This is a genomic window from Moorena producens PAL-8-15-08-1, from assembly GCF_001767235.1.
GTDB classification, from domain to species: Bacteria; Cyanobacteriota; Cyanobacteriia; order Cyanobacteriales; family Coleofasciculaceae; genus Moorena; species Moorena producens_A.
Genome location: NZ_CP017599.1, coordinates 1,793,556 through 1,813,931, shown reverse-complemented (window position 1 = coordinate 1,813,931; position 20,376 = coordinate 1,793,556). Strand labels below are relative to the sequence as shown.

The 20,376-nt window shown below is 43.7% G+C and carries 22 protein-coding genes; 6 read left to right on the top strand and 16 right to left on the bottom strand.

The window, feature by feature from the left end; translation table 11 throughout:
• Nucleotides 1-435 carry a hypothetical protein gene (locus BJP34_RS06925; RefSeq protein ID WP_070391713.1) on the bottom strand — a complete coding sequence of 145 codons (435 nt, stop codon included), beginning with the start codon at nt 433-435 and terminating at the stop codon, nt 1-3.
• 163 nt (nt 436-598) lie between these two features.
• Between BJP34_RS06925 and BJP34_RS38970 the strand changes: the two genes are divergently transcribed.
• Complete coding sequence (locus tag BJP34_RS38970; RefSeq protein WP_149030844.1) at nt 599-736, top strand: DUF4158 domain-containing protein; 138 nt, start codon at nt 599-601, stop codon at nt 734-736.
• A gap of 88 nt (nt 737-824) precedes the next feature.
• On the opposite strand, the gene BJP34_RS06920 is transcribed toward BJP34_RS38970, so the two are convergent.
• From BJP34_RS06920 to nuoH, 9 genes are all read right to left on the bottom strand, one after another.
• A complete protein-coding gene (locus BJP34_RS06920; protein WP_070391712.1) occupies nt 825-1,826 on the bottom strand; it encodes an N-acetylmuramoyl-L-alanine amidase-like domain-containing protein in 1,002 nt (333 codons plus the stop codon).
• Nucleotides 1,827-1,899: 73 nt separating this feature from the next.
• A complete protein-coding gene (locus BJP34_RS06915) occupies nt 1,900-2,124 on the bottom strand; it encodes a hypothetical protein (RefSeq protein WP_070391711.1) in 225 nt (74 codons plus the stop codon).
• 158 nt (nt 2,125-2,282) lie between these two features.
• Complete coding sequence (leuD, locus tag BJP34_RS06910; protein WP_070391710.1) at nt 2,283-2,885, bottom strand: 3-isopropylmalate dehydratase small subunit; 603 nt, start codon at nt 2,883-2,885, stop codon at nt 2,283-2,285.
• 11 nt (nt 2,886-2,896) lie between these two features.
• Entirely contained in the window at nt 2,897-4,303 is a 1,407-nt protein-coding gene (gene leuC, locus BJP34_RS06905) for a 3-isopropylmalate dehydratase large subunit (RefSeq protein WP_070391709.1), read from the bottom strand.
• Between the two features lie 141 nt (nt 4,304-4,444).
• On the bottom strand, nt 4,445-5,137 hold the full coding sequence (locus BJP34_RS06900) for a rhomboid family intramembrane serine protease (protein ID WP_070391708.1): 693 nt from the start codon (nt 5,135-5,137) through the stop codon (nt 4,445-4,447).
• 318 nt (nt 5,138-5,455) lie between these two features.
• Nucleotides 5,456-5,767, bottom strand: a complete 312-nt coding sequence (gene nuoK / locus BJP34_RS06895; protein ID WP_008185025.1) for an NADH-quinone oxidoreductase subunit NuoK — start codon at nt 5,765-5,767, stop codon at nt 5,456-5,458.
• A 122-nt stretch (nt 5,768-5,889) separates the two neighbouring features.
• The gene (locus BJP34_RS06890; RefSeq protein ID WP_070391707.1) at nt 5,890-6,504 is read right to left on the bottom strand and encodes an NADH-quinone oxidoreductase subunit J; all 615 of its coding nucleotides are present in this window, start codon (nt 6,502-6,504) and stop codon (nt 5,890-5,892) included.
• 99 nt (nt 6,505-6,603) lie between these two features.
• Complete coding sequence (ndhI, locus tag BJP34_RS06885) at nt 6,604-7,209, bottom strand: NAD(P)H-quinone oxidoreductase subunit I (protein WP_070391706.1); 606 nt, start codon at nt 7,207-7,209, stop codon at nt 6,604-6,606.
• 177 nt (nt 7,210-7,386) lie between these two features.
• Nucleotides 7,387-8,505, bottom strand: coding sequence for an NADH-quinone oxidoreductase subunit NuoH (gene nuoH / locus BJP34_RS06880; protein ID WP_070391705.1), 1,119 nt, complete (start codon nt 8,503-8,505; stop codon nt 7,387-7,389).
• 287 nt (nt 8,506-8,792) lie between these two features.
• Here nuoH and BJP34_RS42635 point away from each other — a divergent pair, with 287 nt between their 5' ends.
• The 3 genes from BJP34_RS42635 (at nt 8,793) to BJP34_RS48525 (ending at nt 11,205) form a co-directional block, all read left to right on the top strand.
• Nucleotides 8,793-8,930, top strand: a complete 138-nt coding sequence (locus tag BJP34_RS42635) for a hypothetical protein (protein WP_158517058.1) — start codon at nt 8,793-8,795, stop codon at nt 8,928-8,930.
• Nucleotides 8,931-9,181: 251 nt separating this feature from the next.
• Nucleotides 9,182-11,074, top strand: coding sequence for a bifunctional serine/threonine-protein kinase/formylglycine-generating enzyme family protein (locus tag BJP34_RS06875; RefSeq protein WP_070391704.1), 1,893 nt, complete (start codon nt 9,182-9,184; stop codon nt 11,072-11,074).
• A complete protein-coding gene (locus BJP34_RS48525) occupies nt 11,074-11,205 on the top strand; it encodes a hypothetical protein (protein ID WP_267876507.1) in 132 nt (43 codons plus the stop codon). The genes BJP34_RS06875 and BJP34_RS48525 overlap by 1 nt, the downstream gene beginning before the upstream one ends.
• 24 nt (nt 11,206-11,229) lie before the next feature.
• On the opposite strand, the gene purD is transcribed toward BJP34_RS48525, so the two are convergent.
• On the bottom strand, nt 11,230-12,501 hold the full coding sequence (gene purD, locus BJP34_RS06870; RefSeq protein ID WP_070391703.1) for a phosphoribosylamine--glycine ligase: 1,272 nt from the start codon (nt 12,499-12,501) through the stop codon (nt 11,230-11,232).
• Between the two features lie 186 nt (nt 12,502-12,687).
• On the opposite strand from purD, the gene BJP34_RS06865 reads away from it, so the two are divergent.
• Nucleotides 12,688-13,644, top strand: a complete 957-nt coding sequence (locus tag BJP34_RS06865) for an NAD-dependent epimerase/dehydratase family protein (RefSeq protein ID WP_070391702.1) — start codon at nt 12,688-12,690, stop codon at nt 13,642-13,644.
• A 200-nt stretch (nt 13,645-13,844) separates the two neighbouring features.
• On the opposite strand, the gene BJP34_RS48520 is transcribed toward BJP34_RS06865, so the two are convergent.
• From BJP34_RS48520 to BJP34_RS06845, 5 genes are all read right to left on the bottom strand, one after another.
• Nucleotides 13,845-13,976 carry a hypothetical protein gene (locus tag BJP34_RS48520; RefSeq protein WP_267876506.1) on the bottom strand — a complete coding sequence of 44 codons (132 nt, stop codon included), beginning with the start codon at nt 13,974-13,976 and terminating at the stop codon, nt 13,845-13,847.
• A gap of 282 nt (nt 13,977-14,258) precedes the next feature.
• Complete coding sequence (locus tag BJP34_RS06855) at nt 14,259-16,355, bottom strand: serine/threonine-protein kinase (protein WP_070391700.1); 2,097 nt, start codon at nt 16,353-16,355, stop codon at nt 14,259-14,261.
• A 78-nt stretch (nt 16,356-16,433) separates the two neighbouring features.
• Complete coding sequence (locus BJP34_RS38965; protein ID WP_229424272.1) at nt 16,434-16,550, bottom strand: type II toxin-antitoxin system HicA family toxin; 117 nt, start codon at nt 16,548-16,550, stop codon at nt 16,434-16,436.
• Nucleotides 16,547-16,750 (bottom strand): type II toxin-antitoxin system HicB family antitoxin, encoded by a 204-nt coding sequence (locus tag BJP34_RS06850; RefSeq protein WP_008182203.1) that lies wholly within the window; start codon nt 16,748-16,750, stop codon nt 16,547-16,549. The genes BJP34_RS38965 and BJP34_RS06850 overlap by 4 nt, the downstream gene beginning before the upstream one ends.
• Before the next feature lie 148 nt (nt 16,751-16,898).
• Nucleotides 16,899-18,806 (bottom strand): hypothetical protein, encoded by a 1,908-nt coding sequence (locus tag BJP34_RS06845; RefSeq protein WP_070391699.1) that lies wholly within the window; start codon nt 18,804-18,806, stop codon nt 16,899-16,901.
• A 134-nt stretch (nt 18,807-18,940) separates the two neighbouring features.
• On the opposite strand from BJP34_RS06845, the gene iscB reads away from it, so the two are divergent.
• Complete coding sequence (gene iscB / locus BJP34_RS06840; protein WP_070391698.1) at nt 18,941-20,200, top strand: RNA-guided endonuclease IscB; 1,260 nt, start codon at nt 18,941-18,943, stop codon at nt 20,198-20,200.
• The last annotated feature ends 176 nt before the right edge of the window (nt 20,201-20,376 follow it).

Below are 20,376 nucleotides of genomic sequence, written 5' to 3'. Positions count from 1 at the left end.
TTATATATTCTCTTTAATCCAATTACAAAGCTGATGGAGCCAATTGACTAAGTATTCTTCATCTTCTTTCTTTATGGTAATGCCATATCGCCAAGCTTGATGAGCTGCTCCGATATTTCGACTCGAACCGCCACAGGCGAGATGAAACGAAGGAGTTGATTTGTTTTCAGTTTGGGTTTTAAAAGTAAATTGACTAGCAGGAATTTCCAGCTCTTTACACCACATATCTAACTTATGACCATGTTTTTCTATCTGATCTGGAAAGTCTTCTGTGGTTTGTAAGTTGTTTCTTCTCAACCAAATACTTTTGAGTCCACATTCCGCAGCATAAAAAAGCAAAAGATAGGAAGAAGAACCAGTAACAGAGGTATGAGCTGCAAGATGCTGATGAAAAGCTTGTTTTAATTCACTGACATCAGCAGGTATCTTCTTCATCGAGTTTTATTTAATACCTTACGGTAGAACGGAAACTGTGATAGTTTAACTCGTCTAGTAAGTTCGATACAAGGGAATTTATTGGTTGTGAGAGAATCGTTGGCAGGGTTGAGGGCAATAAGCCCTCTCTCGCTTAGGGAGCAGGTCTTGCGTTGCAGAACAGATGAACTATATACTATCCGAAGAACTAATCGAACACTGGACAATTCTTCCTACTGAATTAAACTTATTAACCAAGAAAACAGCTATTAATCCTCTGGGAATAGCTGTATTACTCAAGTATTTTCAGTTGGCTGGTTAATTTAGATTTTGGAGTGCTTATGGTGCAAGGGTTTGATGCTCGATTGCCCCTAGTGAAAGCTTCGCTAGGGGCAATCGAAAAACCTGGATCAAAAACCTGGATCAACGGGTCGAGCAACTACAATCCCAAGGGAATGTCTAACATGTCTGGCATACCGTTGTAAATCACGGGCAATGGTAACTCTACCAGCAGGTGATGCATGAATAAAACCGATATTCCCGTCAGCAGTACGATACACTAACCCAGTGTGGGTGACATCTAGACCAGGAATAGTAGTAGCAATGCCAATAATATCCCCTGGTTGCAGTTGATTGTAGGCTTTTCTAATCTGATCATGGGGAATGAAATTAACAGTTGTCTGCTTCAGATTAGCTTCCATGGCTACAATACACTGGTAATTTGACTCATACCTGACTAAAGATGGGTACTTACCCCTGTGTTTACTCATGTAGTTGAGAGTTTTCTGGCGGGATACTCCTCCTAACTCTAGCGCTATGTTTTTAACTGTGCCCCTTCTCTGATTGTCATCAATCCATTGAGAGAAATAGTGTAATCGGCTGCAATAGCCATTCAGATTACCATCCCCATAACGCTGGTCACGAAGGTGATTGACAAAGGTCTGCTGAGAATAATCTTTTATGGCTATCCCTCGCGCTAGGGCTAGAATGGTTTCCACAAACAGGACGCAGTCAAATTTATTGAGAGTGATAACTAGGGTTTCTTGGCTAGCTTGGTCTAATAAGTGAGCTTTGTAGCTTGCGCCCAAAAATTGCTGTGCGATCGCTTGCATGATCTCTGGGAGCGGACGCTCAGACAAGTGGTTTGCGATCGCATACTCCATCACCTGCTCGAAACGCTTTTTATCTGCTGGGTCACTAATTTCTGGTAGGGGAAATTGGGCTATCATCAGTGACTCAGCCCTATCCTTTAATGATTCGGATATAGTGCTAGTAATTAATTTGCTAGTAATTAATCGTTTATGGCCTAGTTGACGAGATTCGGACTCAACAGTAGCTTGAGATTCTAAACCAGAAGCCACACAACAGGTGAGTATATACAAAACCGCAGCTAGTCTCAAGCTTTCTTTCATTCTTAAACCTACAAACCTACCCTAAACCGAACGCCAAGGGAGAACCACTTTTGATCTGTTAACCCATATCTATTCACTGGTCAGTGTTAACTATTTCACTGGCAACTTTAGGATCCACAAAATTATTTTCCTGTTGAGCATTTTTCAATTCTTCTTCTAACACTTGAATCGCGCCAGCGATGCGCAGCAACGTTTCCTTGACATTAGCTTGCTTAGTTTCTAATTCAGCCAAAACTTTTTGACCAGATTCGTACTCAGCTTTGAGTTGTTGAAGACGTTTCTCTAGTTGTTCTTTCATTGTTTAGATATTCTGCTTTAGAGGCTTGTGACTGGCTAGGAACTAATTTAACATTTGTATAATAGTTGACATCACTTGAGTTTATACAACAATAGATCAAAATGTTGTGATCTATTCTCAAGTGATGTCTAGTTAACCAGCTACTAGTTAATCAGCTACTAAGAAACAACTCCCCAATCCATATAAGGCAACCTAGCGGCTGTCCCCCGAACCGCTTCTACTTGAGCAACCAGTTGTCCACAAGTATCCCAAGTCCCAGTCAGCAGCATGTTTCTTGGTCCATCCTCCATAAACACAGAAGCCTGCAACTCACCACAATAGACTTGCATCTCTTCCAAATCCAAGGTCATCGGGATTTCAGGATTCTGATGGAGGCTTGTTTGTAATTGCTTCACGGTTTCTGAGTCAGCTGTGACACAGGGAAGCCCCATCGCCAAGCAGTTACCAAAAAAGATTTCGGCAAAACTCTCTCCGACAATACCTTGAATCCCCCATCTTGCGATCGCTTGAGGGGCATGTTCCCGTGAAGATCCACAGCCAAAGTTACCATTGACTACTAAAACCGTTGCACCTTGATACTGGGGTTGGTCAAAGGGATGTTGTCCGTTAGCTTGAGCGCGGTCATCAACAAAAACCTGTTGTCCGAGACCATCAAAGGTGACACAGCGCAAAAATCGAGCTGGGATAATCCGGTCGGTGTCGATATCATTCCCTACTACAGGAATTCCTGTTCCGGTAATCATCTTTACTTCACTACTCATCAGACCTGCTCCTATACCATCAACTCCCGAACATCAGCCACTGCCCCTTTAACCGCTGCGGCTACAACCATTGCTGGACTCATCAATAATGTCCGTCCTGTGGAAGACCCCTGACGACCTTTAAAATTACGGTTAGAAGAGGAAGCACTAATCTGACTCCCTTGGAGTTTGTCCGGATTCATTGCCAAACACATTGAGCATCCGGGCTCTCGCCACTCAAAGCCAGCCTCCACAAAGACTTGATCGAGTCCTTCTGCTTCCGCTTCTTCCTTGACCCGTTCCGAACCTGGAACCACAAAGGCTTTGACTCCCTCAGCCACATGATGACCTTGAGCAAATTTCGCGGCTTCTCGCAGGTCAGTCAGTCTACCATTGGTGCAGCTACCGATAAAACAGACATCCACCTTTGTGCCTTGAATCTCTGTGCCTGGAGTTAGCTGCATGTACTCATAGGCTTGTTGTGCGATCGCTCTTTCCGTTTCTGGCAAACTCTCCGGTATCGGAATAGTTTCATTAACCGCAATTCCTTGACCTGGTGTAATTCCCCAGGTCACTGTAGGCGCAATGTCTGCCGCTTCAAATTTAACCACATCATCATACACGGCATCATCATCGGACCGGATACTGTTCCACCAAGCCACGGCCTGATCCCAATCTGCGTCCTTGGGAGCAAAATCTTTCCCCTTAAGATAGTCAAAGGTTACCTGATCCGGGTTAATATAGCCACACCGAGCGCCCCCCTCGATGGACATATTACACACAGTCATCCGTCCTTCCATCGACATCTGCTCAAAGGTAGTACCAGCATATTCATAGGCATAGCCAACGCCACCTTTGACCCCCAACTTACGGATGATGTGTAAGATCACATCTTTCGGGTAAACCCCTGGGGGTAAACTACCATTCACCTCTATTTTTCGAACCTTAAGCTTAGACAATGCCAAGGTTTGGGAAGCTAAGACATCACGCACTTGAGAGGTACCAATTCCAAATGCGATCGCACCAAACGCACCATGAGTCGAAGTATGGGAATCCCCGCAAGCCACCGTCATGCCTGGCTGAGTCAATCCCTGTTCCGGAGCAATCACATGGACAATGCCCTGATTCCCAGAGCCGATATTATAAAATCGAATCCCAAACTCCTTACTACTGTTTTCCAACGCTTGCATCATCTCCTCTGCCAAGACATCAGCAAACGGACGACCTTGGTTTTCCGTCGGAACAATATGGTCTACCGTTGCCACAGTTCGTTCCGGAAACAGCACCTTCAATCCCCGTTCCCGCAGCATCGCAAAGGCTTGGGGACTAGTAACCTCATGAATTAAGTGTAAACCAATAAATAGTTGAGTCTGACCCGAAGGCAACGTGCCAACACTATGTAAATCCCAAACTTTGTCAAACAGTGTTCTCGCGCTCATTTAGAAAAGGCTTCTTACCTGGAATCCAAGACAGGGGTAATGTATTTTATCCCCAGATTCTACATTTTATTCTAAAATATGTTATTTTCAACACATATTTGACAATCTTGCTAAAAAAATTAACAGCATCCCCACCAATCACTAATCATCAAATAAACCTAAGATTGGACCAAGGATAGCTCCGAACACAAATCCACCAGCATGAGCCCAGTAAGCAATTCCTCCCCCCTCCATTCCCACTTGAGCCTGGGCTCCCAGACTAGCTATGCCATTAAACGCTTGCTGTAGAAACCAAAACCCTAGATAAAATACAGCTGGTATCCTAGCTACGAAAAATATGAAAAATAGGGGCACTAGAGTCAGGATTTTAGCATTAGGAAACCTGAGAATATAGGCACCCATCACTCCAGCAATTGCTCCACTAGCTCCTAAAGCAGGGATAGGAGATAGAGCTGAAAAAAACCATTGGGCTAACGCGGCTAAAGCCCCACAAGTGAGATAAAAAATTAAGAACCTTATCCCCCCAAGTTTTTCTTCAATGTTGTTCCCAAAAATCCACAAAAATAACATATTGGAGCCAACATGAAGAAAGCCAGCATGGAGAAATTGGGATGTGATGAGAGTCAATGGTTCTGGCACAGGCTGGCCCACCGGAAAACCCTCGAAGCTAGCGGTTAACTCCTTAGGTACCACAGCATAAAACCTAAAAAACGTGTCGAGTTCTAGTTTATTTAAGCTAAGTTCATAGATAAAGACTAAAATATTAATAATAATCAGAAGTATAGTAATATATGGCGTGATTGTGATTGGGTTTTCGTCTCTTAGGGGTACCATAATTCGTTTTTTTTTATGAGTTCACCGAAATAGTCACACCAGATTCTCAAGCAAGTTTACAAAATTAACTAATCTTTAAGTTTTTGCTAAGCAGTCTGTTTTCAACTCCCGTCTATGATCACACTTTATCTCAAGTTAACTAAAACTTGATTGGTTAACTATAATAAGTCAGCTGATTGATGATTGCTAGATTTTGGCGTTGCTGATCTAAGGAATAATATCAAGTCTAGTTGGGTCAGTTACAAGTTACCAGTTACCACTTACCCTCAATCATGCCACAATTGAGCAACGCCATATTCTATTTAGCTTTTGTATAATCTACCACTTCAGCAGATTAAATTGTTCCATATCTACCGTATCCCGATTACGATATATCGACAGCACAATAGCTAAACCTACCGCTGCTTCTGCAGCTGCTACCGTAATTACAAACACGGTAAACACTTGACCCTTAATCCCGGCTGAGTCCATAAAATTAGAGAAACCCATTAAATTAAGGTTGACCGCATTCAGCATTAACTCAATAGACATCAGCACTCGCACGGCATTGCGGCTAGTCACTAGACCATAAATACCAATGCAAAACAAAGCAGCAGCAAGCAGTAAAAAGTATTGGAGTTGAAGTTCCATAAATTATGATGTTTTATGTAGGGAATAGTAGTTTTTCAATGGGTAATTAGTGGTTGGTTTTTGCTCCTTGCTCGTTGACAGTCAACCTTCAACCAAACACTAACAAACACTAAACTGTTGTCTTATTTAGAATCCCCTGGCACAGAAGCAAGCTCCCGAGGACGTTCAGGCAAAGTCAAAGCTGTAGCAATTTCCTGGTCTCTCGAAACCAATTCCTCAGGAATATAATCCCGACGAGCTATGATAATTGCCCCTACCATTGCCATTAACAAAAGTACAGAAGCTAGCTCAAACGGCAATAAAAAGTCACTGAAAAAATGCTGACCAATCTCCACAGCAGTATTAGTAACAACCATAGTTGGAGCAATTTCAACTGACCATGACGTTACCAAAACCATTGTACTCAGAAGCGCAAACAAACCAATACAGACTATAGCCGTTGACCCAGTGCGCACCCAGCGCTTAGTCATTGGTGTAAAATCCTCTCGCTTATTCACCAACATGATGGCAAATAAAATTAGGACATTAACCGCCCCAACATAGACTAATATCTGTGCTGCTGCTACAAAGTCAGCATTTAGGAGAATATACAATCCAGAAATACCGATAAAAACACCAGCCAGTAAAAAGGCTGAGTATACAATGTTGGAAAGAAGGACAACCCCTAAAGCCGCCCCAATCATGATCACCGATAGTATGGCAACAGAAATTAACTGAACCCCTTCCGCTAGATTCATCCTTAACTTATTTCCTCGTGATATATTTTTGCCTAATCGTTATTAGTGATAAGTCATTGGTCACAGTCAACAGTCACTGAAAAGACCAATGACTAACAACTAACTCTTAACGTCTTCTTCTTTTGATTCCATTTGATCGAGAATTTCCTCTGGACGCATACCAGCCCGTTGAGAACCTGCTGGCAAATCATGAGGATCCATAACCCCCTTCGGTAGATAAGCTAATTCCCGTAGAGGAGTTACCATCGGGTCTTGAGTAACTTTATAGGGGAGGCGTCCCAGGGCTACATTATCATAGTTCAACTCATGACGGTCGTAGGTAGAAATTTCATACTCTTCCGTCGCTGATAGACAGTTAGTGGGGCAGTATTCAATGCAGTTAGCACAGAAAATACAAACTCCGAAATCTATACTGTAGTGTTTGAGATTTTTCTTCTTAGTGGCTTTATCAAATTCGTAATCTACCACTGGCAAGTTAATCGGACAAACACGCACACAGACTTCGCAGGCAATACACTTATCAAATTCAAAATGAATCCGACCACGATAGCGCTCAGAGGGGATTAGTTTTTCGTAAGGGTATTGTACTGTAATTGGACGCCGTTGCATGTGATCAAACGTCACCGATATCCCTTGACCAATGTAGCGAGCAGCTTGCACAGTTTCTTTAGCGTAGTCGCCAACCTGTTTGAGGAACTTTAGCATAATATTTTAGTGTCTCTCTCTTGATTCTAGTCCTGAGCTCTGATTTGTGATTTATATCTTTTTTTTTCAATTATACCCTGTCCGTTTGACTACTTATTATTAGTATGGATTTATCATTATTTTTGACTTTTTTTCAATAAAAAAGTAGCCAGTAAACGGACTTGATATAACTAGTAACTAACCACCAAATGCAATTGGAAATGCCAATTTAAGAGCAGCAGTTAATAGAAGATTTACCAAAGCTACTGGTAGTAGAAACTTCCACCCTAAGTTAAGCAATTGGTCAATCCGAACCCGAGGCAGTGTCCAGCGTAACAGAATAGCTGTAAAGATCAGGAAGTAAGCCTTTAGCAGGGTCATGGTAATCCCTAAAGAAGCAGTAATCACCTGCAACCAGGAACTGGTTTCACTCACCCCTAGCCAGCTGGCGAGTTTATCCAGAGGAATGGGGAACTCCCACCCACCCAGATAGAGCACTGCTACGAGCAAGGCAGACAACACGAGATTGACGTAGGAACCGACATAGAACAAACCAAATTTCATCCCAGCGTATTCTGTCTGATACCCAGCCACCAGTTCTTCTTCTGCTTCGGGTAAGTCAAAGGGGAGTCGCTCGCATTCTGCCAAGGCCGAAATCCAAAAAATTAGGAAACCCACTGGTTGACGCCAAACATTCCAACCCAGAATGCCGTATCCGGATTGCTGATCAACGATGTCAATGGTGCTGAGGCTGTTGGACATCATGACAACAGCTAGAACCGCTAATGCTAGAGGAATCTCGTAACTGATAGACTGAGCTGCAGCTCTTAAGCCTCCGAGTAAGGAATACTTATTATTAGAGGCGTAGCCAGACATTAACAAACCAATCGGCTGAATGCTCGACAAAGCAATCCACAGGAATATGCCTGTGCCCACATTGGTAATTACCAAGTTTTGTCCAAACGGTACAATTAGGTAGGAGATAAATACAGGCAGTACAACCAGGATTGGTCCGAGGGTGAATAATAAAGAATCAGATTTGGCTGGAATAACATCTTCTTTGAAGACGAGTTTGATGCCATCTGCTACAGGCTGGAGTACCCCTAGAGGTCCAGCGTATTCTGGACCAATGCGCTGTTGAGCAGCAGCAGAAATTTTTCGTTCTAACCAGACCACTACCAAAACCCCTACGGTGGCAACGGTAATCATTAGAAATAGGGGTAATGGCATCCAAATGGCTTTAGCTGCACCAGCGGGGATGCCTAGATCACTTAGCGATTGAATAAAACTGCTTTGGAGGTCAATTCCTGGATTCATATTTTCCCATGAAGGTTATCATTGAGACCATCGATACCGCTGGTATCAGTGGGTATAAGTTTCTTTATGAAGATTTTTTGAGAACTTCAGTGTCTAGTATATACTTGAGAGCTGAATTTCTCCCCATCACCCAATCACTCCTTGTCTATCCTAGACCTAAAGCATTGCTAGGATAGCTCTATCGCTATTGTTTTTCTATATAGGGTTCATCACCAATTGGATGGGAGTGCGATCGCACTGTTATAGATATCACTGTATAGATCGCGATAGATCGCGCTTTTCCTGGGATGTTAGAACCGCAGGTGCTGGTTTCCCGGCATCGAGCTGCGGACAATCTAGTCTGTAGACTTGCCTATAAGTATCTTGCCCATAGCTATCTTGCCCATAGCTATCTGTTCGTGGCAGTATTCATGACCAACGATTAAGTTGTAATATTTAGGCTAATATTTAGACTTGCTATAGCAGTTTTCAATTTGGTGAGGTACATAATTCCTGGTTTTAGGGAACAGGGAAAAAATCCTGTGTACCTGATTAGGCTAAAAACCTCTATATAGCCCTTAACTATACTAAAAGCGATTGGCCGTAGGCCACGCTACGCGAACGCATTCTACTTCAAACTTATACTTAACAAACTTAAAGCTAAACTTTCAAGTAGATCGACCCATCTTTGACCCCAATGAGCCTGTGCATAAATCCTGGGTGTACTCAGCCCCGTAACCCTGATACAGACCTATTCTGCTCAAGCTGCGGTTCTGAGTTATTGCTGGCGGGACGTTATCGGGTCAGCCGATTACTCGGAGAAGGTGGCTTTGGACGAATCTATGAGGTGACTCACAAGGGAATTGCCAAGGTTCTCAAAATTTTGATTAACGATGAACCTAAAGCTGTAGAACTTTTTGAGCAAGAAGCCAGAGTTCTGAGTCAGCTCAATCATCCAGGTATTCCTAAAGCAGAGGAAAATTTTACCTTCTTTCCCAGAAACCACCAAACCCCCCTATACTGTTTGGTCATGGAAAAAATCTCTGGGCTTAATTTAGAGGAGTATCAAGAAAAACGAGGAAATCGCCCAATTGATGAAAAATTAGCCTTGGATTGGTTATTTCAAATCGTTGATATTCTCCAAGCAGTTCATCAGGAAAACTTTTTCCATCGAGATATCAAACCTTCTAATATTATTTTGCGTCCAGATGGACAACTAGTATTAATTGATTTTGGCACAGCGCGCCAAGTTACCGAAACCTATATTATAAAACAATCTGCTGGGAATGTTACCAGTATGATTTCCCCTGGGTATACTCCCCTAGAACAAATCCATGGTCAAGCAGTACCCCAATCGGATTTCTACGCCCTAGGACGGACATTTGTTTATTTGCTGACAGGGCAAGAACCCTCAAATTTGTATGATGCTGGTAATGATATCTTAATGTGGCGACCCCATGCACCACAAATTTCTTCGGAGTTAGGGGATTTTATTGATAGTCTGATGGTGCGAGTTTATCAACGTCCTAAGGATACTCAGGTTCTTTGGGAAAAGTTACAAGCAATAAACTCCGAACTTAATCCTCCACGGCCATCCCAGAAACCAGATGATTCTACTGTTAATAGACCGCAATCAAATCACGTGGGGGGGTTTGGCAGTTTAGGAATAGCTGTAGCTGGATTTTTTAACCAATTTCAAAACTCTGACCCCTCATCTGTCATGGGAGTAATCTTAAAATCCTTTGACTTCGATGTGGTAACTCTAGATAAATACGGTGACATTGTAAAGCGCCGCTGTCACCAAGCCAAATATTTCACAGAAGACTTAGGCAATGGTTTAGGGCTAGATATGGTGTACATCCCTGGAGGAAGATTCCTGATGGGTTCACCAGAAACTGAGAAGGGACATAGCGATGATGAAAGTCCACAGCATTGGGTCAGAGTCTCTCCCTGCTTCATGGGAAAGTTTACGGTTACCCAGGCTCAGTGGCGGGCTGTAGCCACCTTATTCCAAGTCTCCCCTTCCCTAAACCCCCAGCCCTCCAACTTCAAAGGCGATACTCTGCCAGTGGAAAAGGTGTCTTGGTATGAGGCGATGAAATTTTGTGCTATACTCTCTAGGCTGACTGGACGAAACTATCGGCTTCCGAGTGAGGCGGAATGGGAATATGCCTGTCGAGCTGGTACCAGTACGCCATTCCACTTCGGTGAAACCATTACCACCAATGTGGCCAATTACGATGGCAACTGTACATACAGCTCTGAGCCAGAAGGGGTATATCGAAAACAAACTACTGGTGTAGGTAGCTTTGGTGTAGCCAATTCCTTTGGTTTGTATGACATGCATGGGAATGTTTGGGAGTGGTGTAGTGACCATTGGTACCCAAACTACCTAAGCGCTCCGGTTGATGGTAGTGCTTGGCTCAATAGTATTAATGAGTATGATCATCATTCCAGGCTTTTACGTGGTGGTTCCTGGGATATCATTCCTGGGATATGCCGCTCGGCTTGCCGCTTCAGCTATATCCCAGCAGACGATATCGATGTCAACATTGGTTTTCGGGTAGTGTGCGATATTAGTATGCCTTAATGGGTTCACCATGGGTAATAGCCGTTGAGGGAGTGTTGCTGGTCTGGTGTTGGTGGTATCAATGGCAGCAAGAACTCAGGAATAACTCAGCAATGCGATTGGCCGTAGGCCACGCCAAAGGCGAACGCTAGCCAACGCCCTTCGGGCTAATCGCATCAATCAACATCCTGCAAAACCCGATAACCAATATCCCGACGGTAATACATCCCTTCAAAGTGGATACAATCCATAGCGCTATAAGCAACTGATAAAGCTTGCGCTATTGTAATACCCGTTCCGGTAACCCCCAAAACCCGACCACCACTGGTAACTAGCTCCTCCTGTTTCAGGGTAGTACCAGCACTGCAAACTACTGCTCCGTGTTGCTCAGCTTTTTCGATACCAGTAATTACTTTACCCTTTTCGTAAGCTCCCGGATACCCCTTCGAGGCAGCAATCACACAAGCCGCAGCCCCTTGCTTCCAGGTAATAGTTGGTAATTCCGCCAGTCGCTGTTGGGTACAAGCCAGAAGCACTTGATCTAGGGGAGTTTCTAGCAAGGGTAGGATAGCTTGAGTTTCTGGATCCCCAAAGCGACAATTAAATTCCAGAACCGTTGGGTTTCCTTCTGGAGTAATCATCAATCCTGCATAGAGAACCCCCCGATAATCAATTCCCCTGACCTTTAAAGCCTCAAGGGTAGGATTAAGAATTTCCTTTTCAATCCGTGTGCTTAGCTCTGGGGTAACAATCGGTGCAGGAGCATAAGCTCCCATCCCTCCAGTATTGGGACCGGTATCCCCTTCCCCAATTCGCTTATGGTCCTGAGCTGGTAGTAAGGGACGAACCGTCAAGCCATCGGTAACAGCCAAAACCGAAACTTCTTGACCGGTGACACACTCTTCAATCACTACCGTCTCAAACCCATTCTGAAAGAGTGACTGCACAGCCAGCTCTGCTTCGTCTATGGTAGCCGCAACAGTTACCCCCTTACCCGCTGCTAAGCCATCGGCTTTGACCACAATCGGTGCTACCTGCTTTTTGACATAAGCCAATGCTGGTTCTGGTTCCGTAAACACAGCAAAACTTGGGGTAGGAACACCAGCTGACTGCATCAAATCCTTGGCCCAAGACTTACTCGACTCAATTTGCGCTCCCTCCTGGGTCGGACCAAATACAGGGATATGTTTACTTTGGAGATAGTCTGTAATACCTAAAGACAGTGGTAGTTCTGGACCAACCACCACTAGAGATATATCGTTAACCAGAGCAAACTCAGCAATTCCATCAAAATCTTGAACGTTTAATAAACGATTTTGGCAACCTCTTAGTGTAGCGGTGCCACCATTACCAGGAACACATATCACCTGCTGAATACTTTGAGATTGCAGTAGCTTCCAAGCAAGGGCGTACTCCCTTCCCCCATTGCCAATTACCAAAATCTTCACTTTCTTTGTAAACTCTGTGCTGAATAGTCTATCTTATTCTATGAGCTTACCAAAGTATTGAATCCATTTTTACAAAAAAAAAAATTTGTAACTATTTAAAATAGTATGCCAGACTAGATTTAATATACATTGAAAAATAAACTAGTCTGACCAAAGCTTAACCAATAGTTTTAAATATTAAATTTTATGGCTATTAATATCGTTACGGGTGCTGCGGGTTTTGTCGGTTCTAACTTAGTAGAAGCCCTTTTGAATCAAGGTGAGCGAGTGATTGGTATTGATCAATTTAACGATTATTACGATCCCAAGCTAAAACGCCGGAATATTCAAAATTTTAAAGACCATCCCGCTTTTGAGTTAATCGAAAGTGATATTCAGACCTTGGATTGGCGATCGCTTCTAACCGATGTAGAGGTAGTCTATCATCAGGCAGCACAAGCTGGAGTGCGTGCCAGTTGGGGGGATGGTTTTCGGGATTATACCGAGCGCAATATTAATGCTACCCAAATCCTACTGGAAGCCGCCAAAGATGCCAAACATCTGACCCGATTAGTCTACGCTTCCAGCTCTTCAGTTTATGGTAATGCCGAAGCCCTACCGACATCTGAAACCATTCTTCCCCAACCGGTTTCCCCCTATGGGGTAACCAAGCTAGCTGCAGAACACCTATGCTTACTGTATTACCATAACTTTGGTGTACCCGTTACTGCCTTACGCTATTTCACCGTATATGGACCCAGGCAGCGCCCAGACATGGCATTTCACAAATTCCTAAAAGCCATTCTCACCGATGAACCCATTAGCATATATGGTGACGGAAAGCAAACCCGAGACTTCACCTTCATCAAAGACATCATAGCCGCGAATCTGGCTGCAGGTAATAAACAAGCTGCTGTTGGGGAAGTGTTTAACGTTGGTGGTGGTAGCCGAGTGGTGCTAGCGGATGTTCTCGACACCATTGAACAAATTGTTGGACATCCCATTAAGAAAAACTACATCGAAAAAGCCAAAGGAGATGCACGTCACACGGCAGCAGACATTACCAAGGCCAAAACCCTGCTAAGTTATCAACCTCAGGTATCCCTATCCGAAGGCTTAGCCCAAGAATGGGAATGGATACAAAATTTGTACGCTCCTGTATAGCGCTACGGGCAAGGCAAAAGGCAAAAGGCAAAAGGCAAAAGCGATGCAGCGCGGTCTTGGGGAGGCAGCGCGGTCTTGGGGGTCTCCCCGGAGACGAAACCTGATTACGTTGAGCCTTTATGGTTGGTCGGCTATGCACAAAAGGGGTAAAACTTATTGATTAGCGTGATTTGCGCGGTCTTGGGGGTTTCCCCCACTCGCTATTGCATCAAGACAAGGCGAGCCTGTCTTACGGTAACTTCTAACCATGAGCGACTGCCGTGGTTTCCCCCATGAGCGACTGCATCAAGACGGCAAAAGTTGACTAAAACAGCTTTTGCTGCTTGTATCAATGTCAAACACCTTAATGCGTAGTGCTGTATAGAAATTATCTAGGGCTTGCTGATTAACTCTCAAAGCATTGACAGATAAAGGTTTTCGCCTTTTTGGGTCGAAAAAAGTGCCAGCAAATCGGTCCAAAAAGCTCAAAAAGTTAGGATTTTGGGCATACAAGGGCAGAAAAATTAAGGGAGAATTCTTCCGACTACCTTCTATATAATTCTCATTTCTCCTAACTCCTGACTCCTGACTCCTGACTCCTACCTTTACCAAAAGACTTTTTCAGCAAACCCTATCTAAAGCTCAACCCCAGCTATTTGAAAGGCTTGTCTAATTGCGCCAGCTAATTCCGATTGGTACTGTTGCATGTAAAATTCAGATGCTTGACGATAGGCGGACAAAAGGGGACGACAATTCTCAACCTGACCGTCTACAGTTCTGATATTAAGTAAAACCCAACCTAAGTTGTGGTAAGCTTCAGCATAGTCTGGTTTTAACTGCACGGCTTTTTCCAGATGGGAGCGTGCTTGTGCCCATTGTCCCACTTTTCCTAGTAAAGTGCCTAGACGGAATAAAGCAAAGGCATCAGATGGAAATTTCTGAATGTAGGCTTGATAGGTTTGGATAGCACCTTGATAATTCTGCAAGTGTTCCTGAGTGATTCCTTGATTCAGGGATACCCAGCTAGGAACGTCTGCTTTCTGGCTGGCTTGCTCAAAATTGGCAAGAGCCTGAGTCCACAACCCTTGCACAGCTTGCTTCCAACCTTTCAATCCCCAAGCAACTGCACTATCGGGGACTTGAGTGGTAAACTCTATAATCCGGCGCTCCACGTCCCTAGACTGTCTGGTAACAACTGCCTTTTCCAAAGCAATGATTAAATAGGGATATATCCATTGTTGTAGTTGTTGGGATTCCCTAGACTGAGCCTGTTTTGACTTGAACAGTGCCTGGGTAGCAGTCCGAATTGCTTGTTTCCATTGCTGTTGATTGACATTAATCCACCCTTGTAACCCTAGGGCAAAGGTACAGTTACTATTAATTTGTAGTGCTTTGGAAATAGCAGATTCTGCCTGTTGCCAATTGCCAAGCTTTCCCCATGCCCAAGCTAGATTAGCTTGTATCCAAACCTCTTGGGGAGCTAAGTCCGCTGCTTGTTGCAACTGTTTTACCGCTGTTGACCAATTTGATTTACGGCAGTTGACTAGTCCTAAAACCCCATAGCTCCTGCCATCATTTGGTTGTAGTCGAATCGCTGTTTCTGCTGCCACCTCAGCCTGAGCATCATTGAGATGCATCTGGACTAGGGCTAGTTCAACGGCAGCTTCACCATGGTTTGGCTGATTAGTTAGACACTGTTGATAAGCTTGAACCGCCTCTGCTAACTTTCCTTGCTTAAGTAATCCCCACCCTTTCCTTTGACTGGGAGAAACAAACTTGCCTTTGAAGGCATCAATCAGTTCCTCGGCTGTCTGAAATCGCTCGTCAACCTTCATTCTCATTCCAGTTAAGATCACCTGCTCAGTTTGGGGTGTAATCTCAGGAGCTAACTGTCGCGGTGGAATTAACGTTTGTGATCCAGCCCTTTCCGTAGCTGGAGCTGGTAATTCACCAGTGAGTAACTCATACATTGAAGCACATAGAGCATAGATGTCCGTAGCTGGCCAACGCTTACTCCGGTAACTGTATTGCTCAAGAGGAGCGTATCCTGGTGACAAGGTTACACTCATTTCACGGGTTTGACCGGCCATGAATTCTTTAGTAGCACCGAAATCAATCAATACGGCTCGATCTTGGTGATCAATTAGAATATTATCAGGTTTAATATCTCTGTGTAATAGTTGATTAGAGTGAACAACTGTTAGGGCTTCTGCTACTTGGATAAAATAGCCCTTGAGCTTCTCTTCCGAAAGAACACCTTCTTCTTGTAAGATTTTGTATAAGGACTTTCCAGAGATAAACTCCATGACTAAATAGGCAGTATTATTCTCCTCAAACCAATCATAAACCTGAGCAATATTAGGGTGGGAGCATTTTTGTAAGTAACTGGCTTCTAACTGAAATTTGTGGAGTTGTCGTTGTCGGTCAATCGGGGGAATAGAAGGGGGCCAAGTAATGGTTTTACCAATCCTAGCTGCTTTTTCTGGCCAGAGTTCTTTGATGGCAACCTTAGCAGAGTTAGGTAGGTAAATTCCTTGGTAGGTAATGCCAAATCCCCCTTCTCCTAGGACTTTTTCGAGCCGATAATGACTCTGCCTTAGGAGTGTGCCAGCAGGCAAATGGTAGGGTGATGAACTAACAGTCTCTTCAAACTCAAGAGCCGCACCACAACTAGTGCAGTAGTTGTTACTGCCAGTATTGATATGACCGCATACTATACAGGTAATAGACATTATTGTAGGTTTCTACAATTTTAGGAAGGCAATAGGCAATAGGCAATAGGCAATAGGCAATAGGCATGCTAGCAAGAACTAATCTAGTATATCTCCTGGCTTTTCATAAATATGATGGCTTCCTGTAATTTTTCTCAAAACCCATCCTTTTTTCTCAACAATTTTACAGAATTTTTTGCCAGAAACAGATTTCATACTGTAACTTCCACAATTTTGCTGTTTGGTTCAGGAATATAGGAATTGCTGGCAACTTCTAACCAACCTTCAATTGCATCTTGAAGATTTGCTAAAACCTCTTCCATTGTGTCTCCCTCAGTAATGCAGCCAGGTAGTGCGGGTACTTCTGCCCAAAAACCACCTTCTTCTGCTGGATGTATTGCGACCTTAATCTGCATTTTGGTTTGCTTGCTCAATAGTTTTTTGTGTATTTTAACTCATCACCTCTGTACTTTTGTCAACCTTCTCCACACCCTGACTACTCTTACTTTTCGCTCTTTCCACTTCAACTTTTGTCAGTTAAGCAGGCTGATAGCTGACGCAAAGTTAATTCAAAAACTGCATAGATTCCAAGTTGTTGCTGCTGATTGCTTTTTGGAGCAAATTTTGCCACTCCTGCTGAATTTGTTTATGTTCTTTTAGCCTTTGGAACTCAGGCCATACTTTCGAGCGAATTTCTTCCTTTCTTAGAAAAGTCCGCCACTGGTCTCCTATATCTTTGGCATAGTGAATGCGATCAAAAAACTCTCCGATGATGAAGTATCTGACTTGGCTTGGCTCAGTTAACCACTGATCTAAGGTTTGCTTGCATTTAATGACCACTTTTTTATGAAGCGCTTCTAGACGATTTTTTACTTCTTGTTGATTAAACTCTTCAACTTGGGATTTTCCTGACTCGGAATTTGTAATGCTCAGGGTGTTGTTGTTGATTAGATCGGGTTCAAGTTCGTCATCAAAGTGCTGTCGAATACTATGTATAATTAATCCTTCATAGGAAACTTGAGACTCCCAAAGGGTTCGGAACCCTAGCTCTAATTGATTGTTATACTTATCGAGTAACTCGGTCATCACCCCTAGAAACTTGGCATCACGCTCTTTAGTGAGATTCCCCAAGTGCCCCTTTTTCAGGTTTACCAGCACATTTGTTACTTCTGATTTGAGCTGCTCCACCGACTGCTGGAGCCCTTCGTTTAAGGAAAGGAAATGCTTTGAGAGGTTGGCTCGCATCGCTGCAATCGACCCGTAGTAGGTAGACCTGTAAGAGCCTCCGAATCGGTCTGTGCGTTGTCTTTCAATTTCTTCTAGTGCTGGAATTCCCGAGTCACTTTGGCAGGCTTTCATTACAGTATCGACTTTTGCTTTAAAGTAAGGATCAACTGTTTCCCGGTTTTTTCTGAGTTTTTTGAGGAATTTTTCAAGACTGTCAGATAACTCTTCTTTAAACTCTTTGAATCGCTCCACAAATAACTGGTCTTCATCCCCAAATCCAGCTAGGGCTTTACTGGCTTTCTGTAAATCAGTTTCTAAGTCTTTGTGGAGGATATCTATATGGTCTTGGTAAGCTTTGGCATATTTACTGTCGAGGTCTTCAATGTTGTCAACTAGGTAATCTAGAATTAACTCCAGAACTTGATTTGCTTGGTCAGGATTAGAACAGTCAGCGATTACACAATTAACCACCTCTATGTGGTTTTCCCGAATCGTTCTTTTAAGGGTTTCACAGCCTTTAGAGTTGTATTTATCAGCACTGCTCATTTTGTTGAGTACCATGAAAGACCGGTCTGGCAGGTCATTCAGGGCTTTCTGGGCTTTGTCATAAAGTTCTGTATCTCTCGCTTCCCAGCCGTAGCGTACAGGGTCTGGTCTCCGCACAAAGAGAACTACATCCACTCGCTCCCCTAGGGTTTGTAGCATCAGCTTTTCATCCCCTACTCTAAGGTCCCCTAAACCAGGTATGTCTACCAAGGCAATCTTTTCGACTTCGGATCTACTGAAAGGACAGAATATCTCTACTTCTCTGACTGCCAAAACCGCGAAGTCACTATTGGCCTCTTGTTGGTGAACTACATAGTTACGTATTTCTTCCTTGGGAACCCGATCTAATACCCGAGGGGAGTTTGCTTCCAGTAGATGGCGATACTGATTGAAATGAGCATAATATTCGTTGCGCAGCCGTTGGTACATGGCTTTTTTTGTGGCAGCATCACTAGGCAGTTCGGGAATTGGCTTGGTAGCAAATTCATCCAAACTTGTTGGTCTGGGTACTAAGCCTAGTTCTTCGTAATAGGGAATTATTACTTCTTGAAGAAATGAGTCTTCATGATGGAATGTTACCCTAGCATAGGTTGGTTGATTTTGATGATAGACTCCTGGCCTAAGCCTTGGTAATTTCCGGTAACTCCAGGAATTGCCAACCAGGATGCAGACTAAGTATTCATTTACTACGTTGTTCAAGCCATGATACCTACAAATGAACGCCAGTTTGTAGCTCTATCGCTAACTATTAAGACGAAGGCAACCGTGTAGTTAGCTCAACAAGCTTTTACAACATTGTCGAGGCACACCTTACCAACTTGAGGCATTTAACGATGCAAAATTATGTTTTTGTTATTGACGTGAACAAGCAACCATTAAATCCTATTCACCCAAAGAAGGCTCGCCGCCTGCTAGAAAAAGGAAAAGCAGCTGTCTTTAGAATGTATCCATTTACAATCATCTTGAAGACTGCGATCGCTAATCCAGTTATCTCACCTTGCCAAATAAAAATTGACCCGGGTAGCAAGACTACTGGGTTCGCCCTGGTTCGAGACGGGCAAGTTATTTGGGGAATGGAATTAGAACACAGAGGAGGATTGATCAAGAAAAAACTGGAATCTAGAAGAGCTGTCAGACGCGGAAGACGTAATCGCAACACTCGTTACCGAAAGCCCAGATTCCTTAACCGCAAACGACCACAGGGCTGGCTTCCTCCTAGTTTAGAACACAGGATTTTGACAACTGAAACTTGGGTTAAGCGATTAATTAAATTCTGCCCAGTCTGTGAAATCTGGATTGAACGAGTTAAGTTTGACACTCAAAAAATGCTAAACCCTGAAATCAGTGGAGTAGAGTACCAACAAGGCGAGTTAGCTGGCTACGAAGTCAGAGAGTATTTACTCGAAAAGTGGGGGAGAGAATGTACTTATTGCGGGAGGCAAAATGTCCCTCTACAGATCGAGCACATTCACCCAAGATCAAAGGGTGGTAGTAACAGAGTAAGTAATCTCTGTTTGGCTTGCGAAAAGTGTAATCAGCGCAAAGGAAACAAGCCCATAGAAGAGTTTCTAAAAAAGAAACCCAGCCTACTACAAAAAATCAAAACCAAAGCCAAACAACCATTATTGGATGCAGCAGCGGTAAACGCAACTCGGAACAAATTGGTCAAGGTATTGAAAGATACTAAAGTAGTCGTCACTGGAACAGGAGCGCAGACTAAGTACAACAGGACTTGGCTAGGACTACCTAAGCAGCACTGGATTGACGCCGCTTGTGTAGGAAATATTGAAAACTTAGATCTCAAGACGTTACAACCTCTATTTGTTACCTGTAAAGGGCAGGGAGGACGACAGAAAGCGGCTCTCAACAAGTACGGTTACCCTATTAGGCACAACCCACTGAAGCCTGTTAAAGGATGGATGACTGGGGATATAGCGAGACACCAGAAACTGGGCATAGGCAAAGTCACCCCTAGGAGTAAGGGCAGCTTTGGATTCAACCCTCTGGGGATGAAAGGATACAAAAGTTGCAAGCCTCAAGATATTTCGGCGATACACCGGAAAGATGGATACATCTACGGTTTTTGCAAATAACTACCGGTAATTACCAGGGATTAAGCCTCCTAAGCTTTCCTGCCCATGGAGCAAGAAGAGAGTACGTAGGGTGCCTTAGGGGCGGGTTTGCCCTCATGTTCAACTCCGAGCCCCAGTGTTGGGACAGCCCGCCCGGTAACGCACCACCTTTGGCATCGGCATCGCTGAATCTTGGA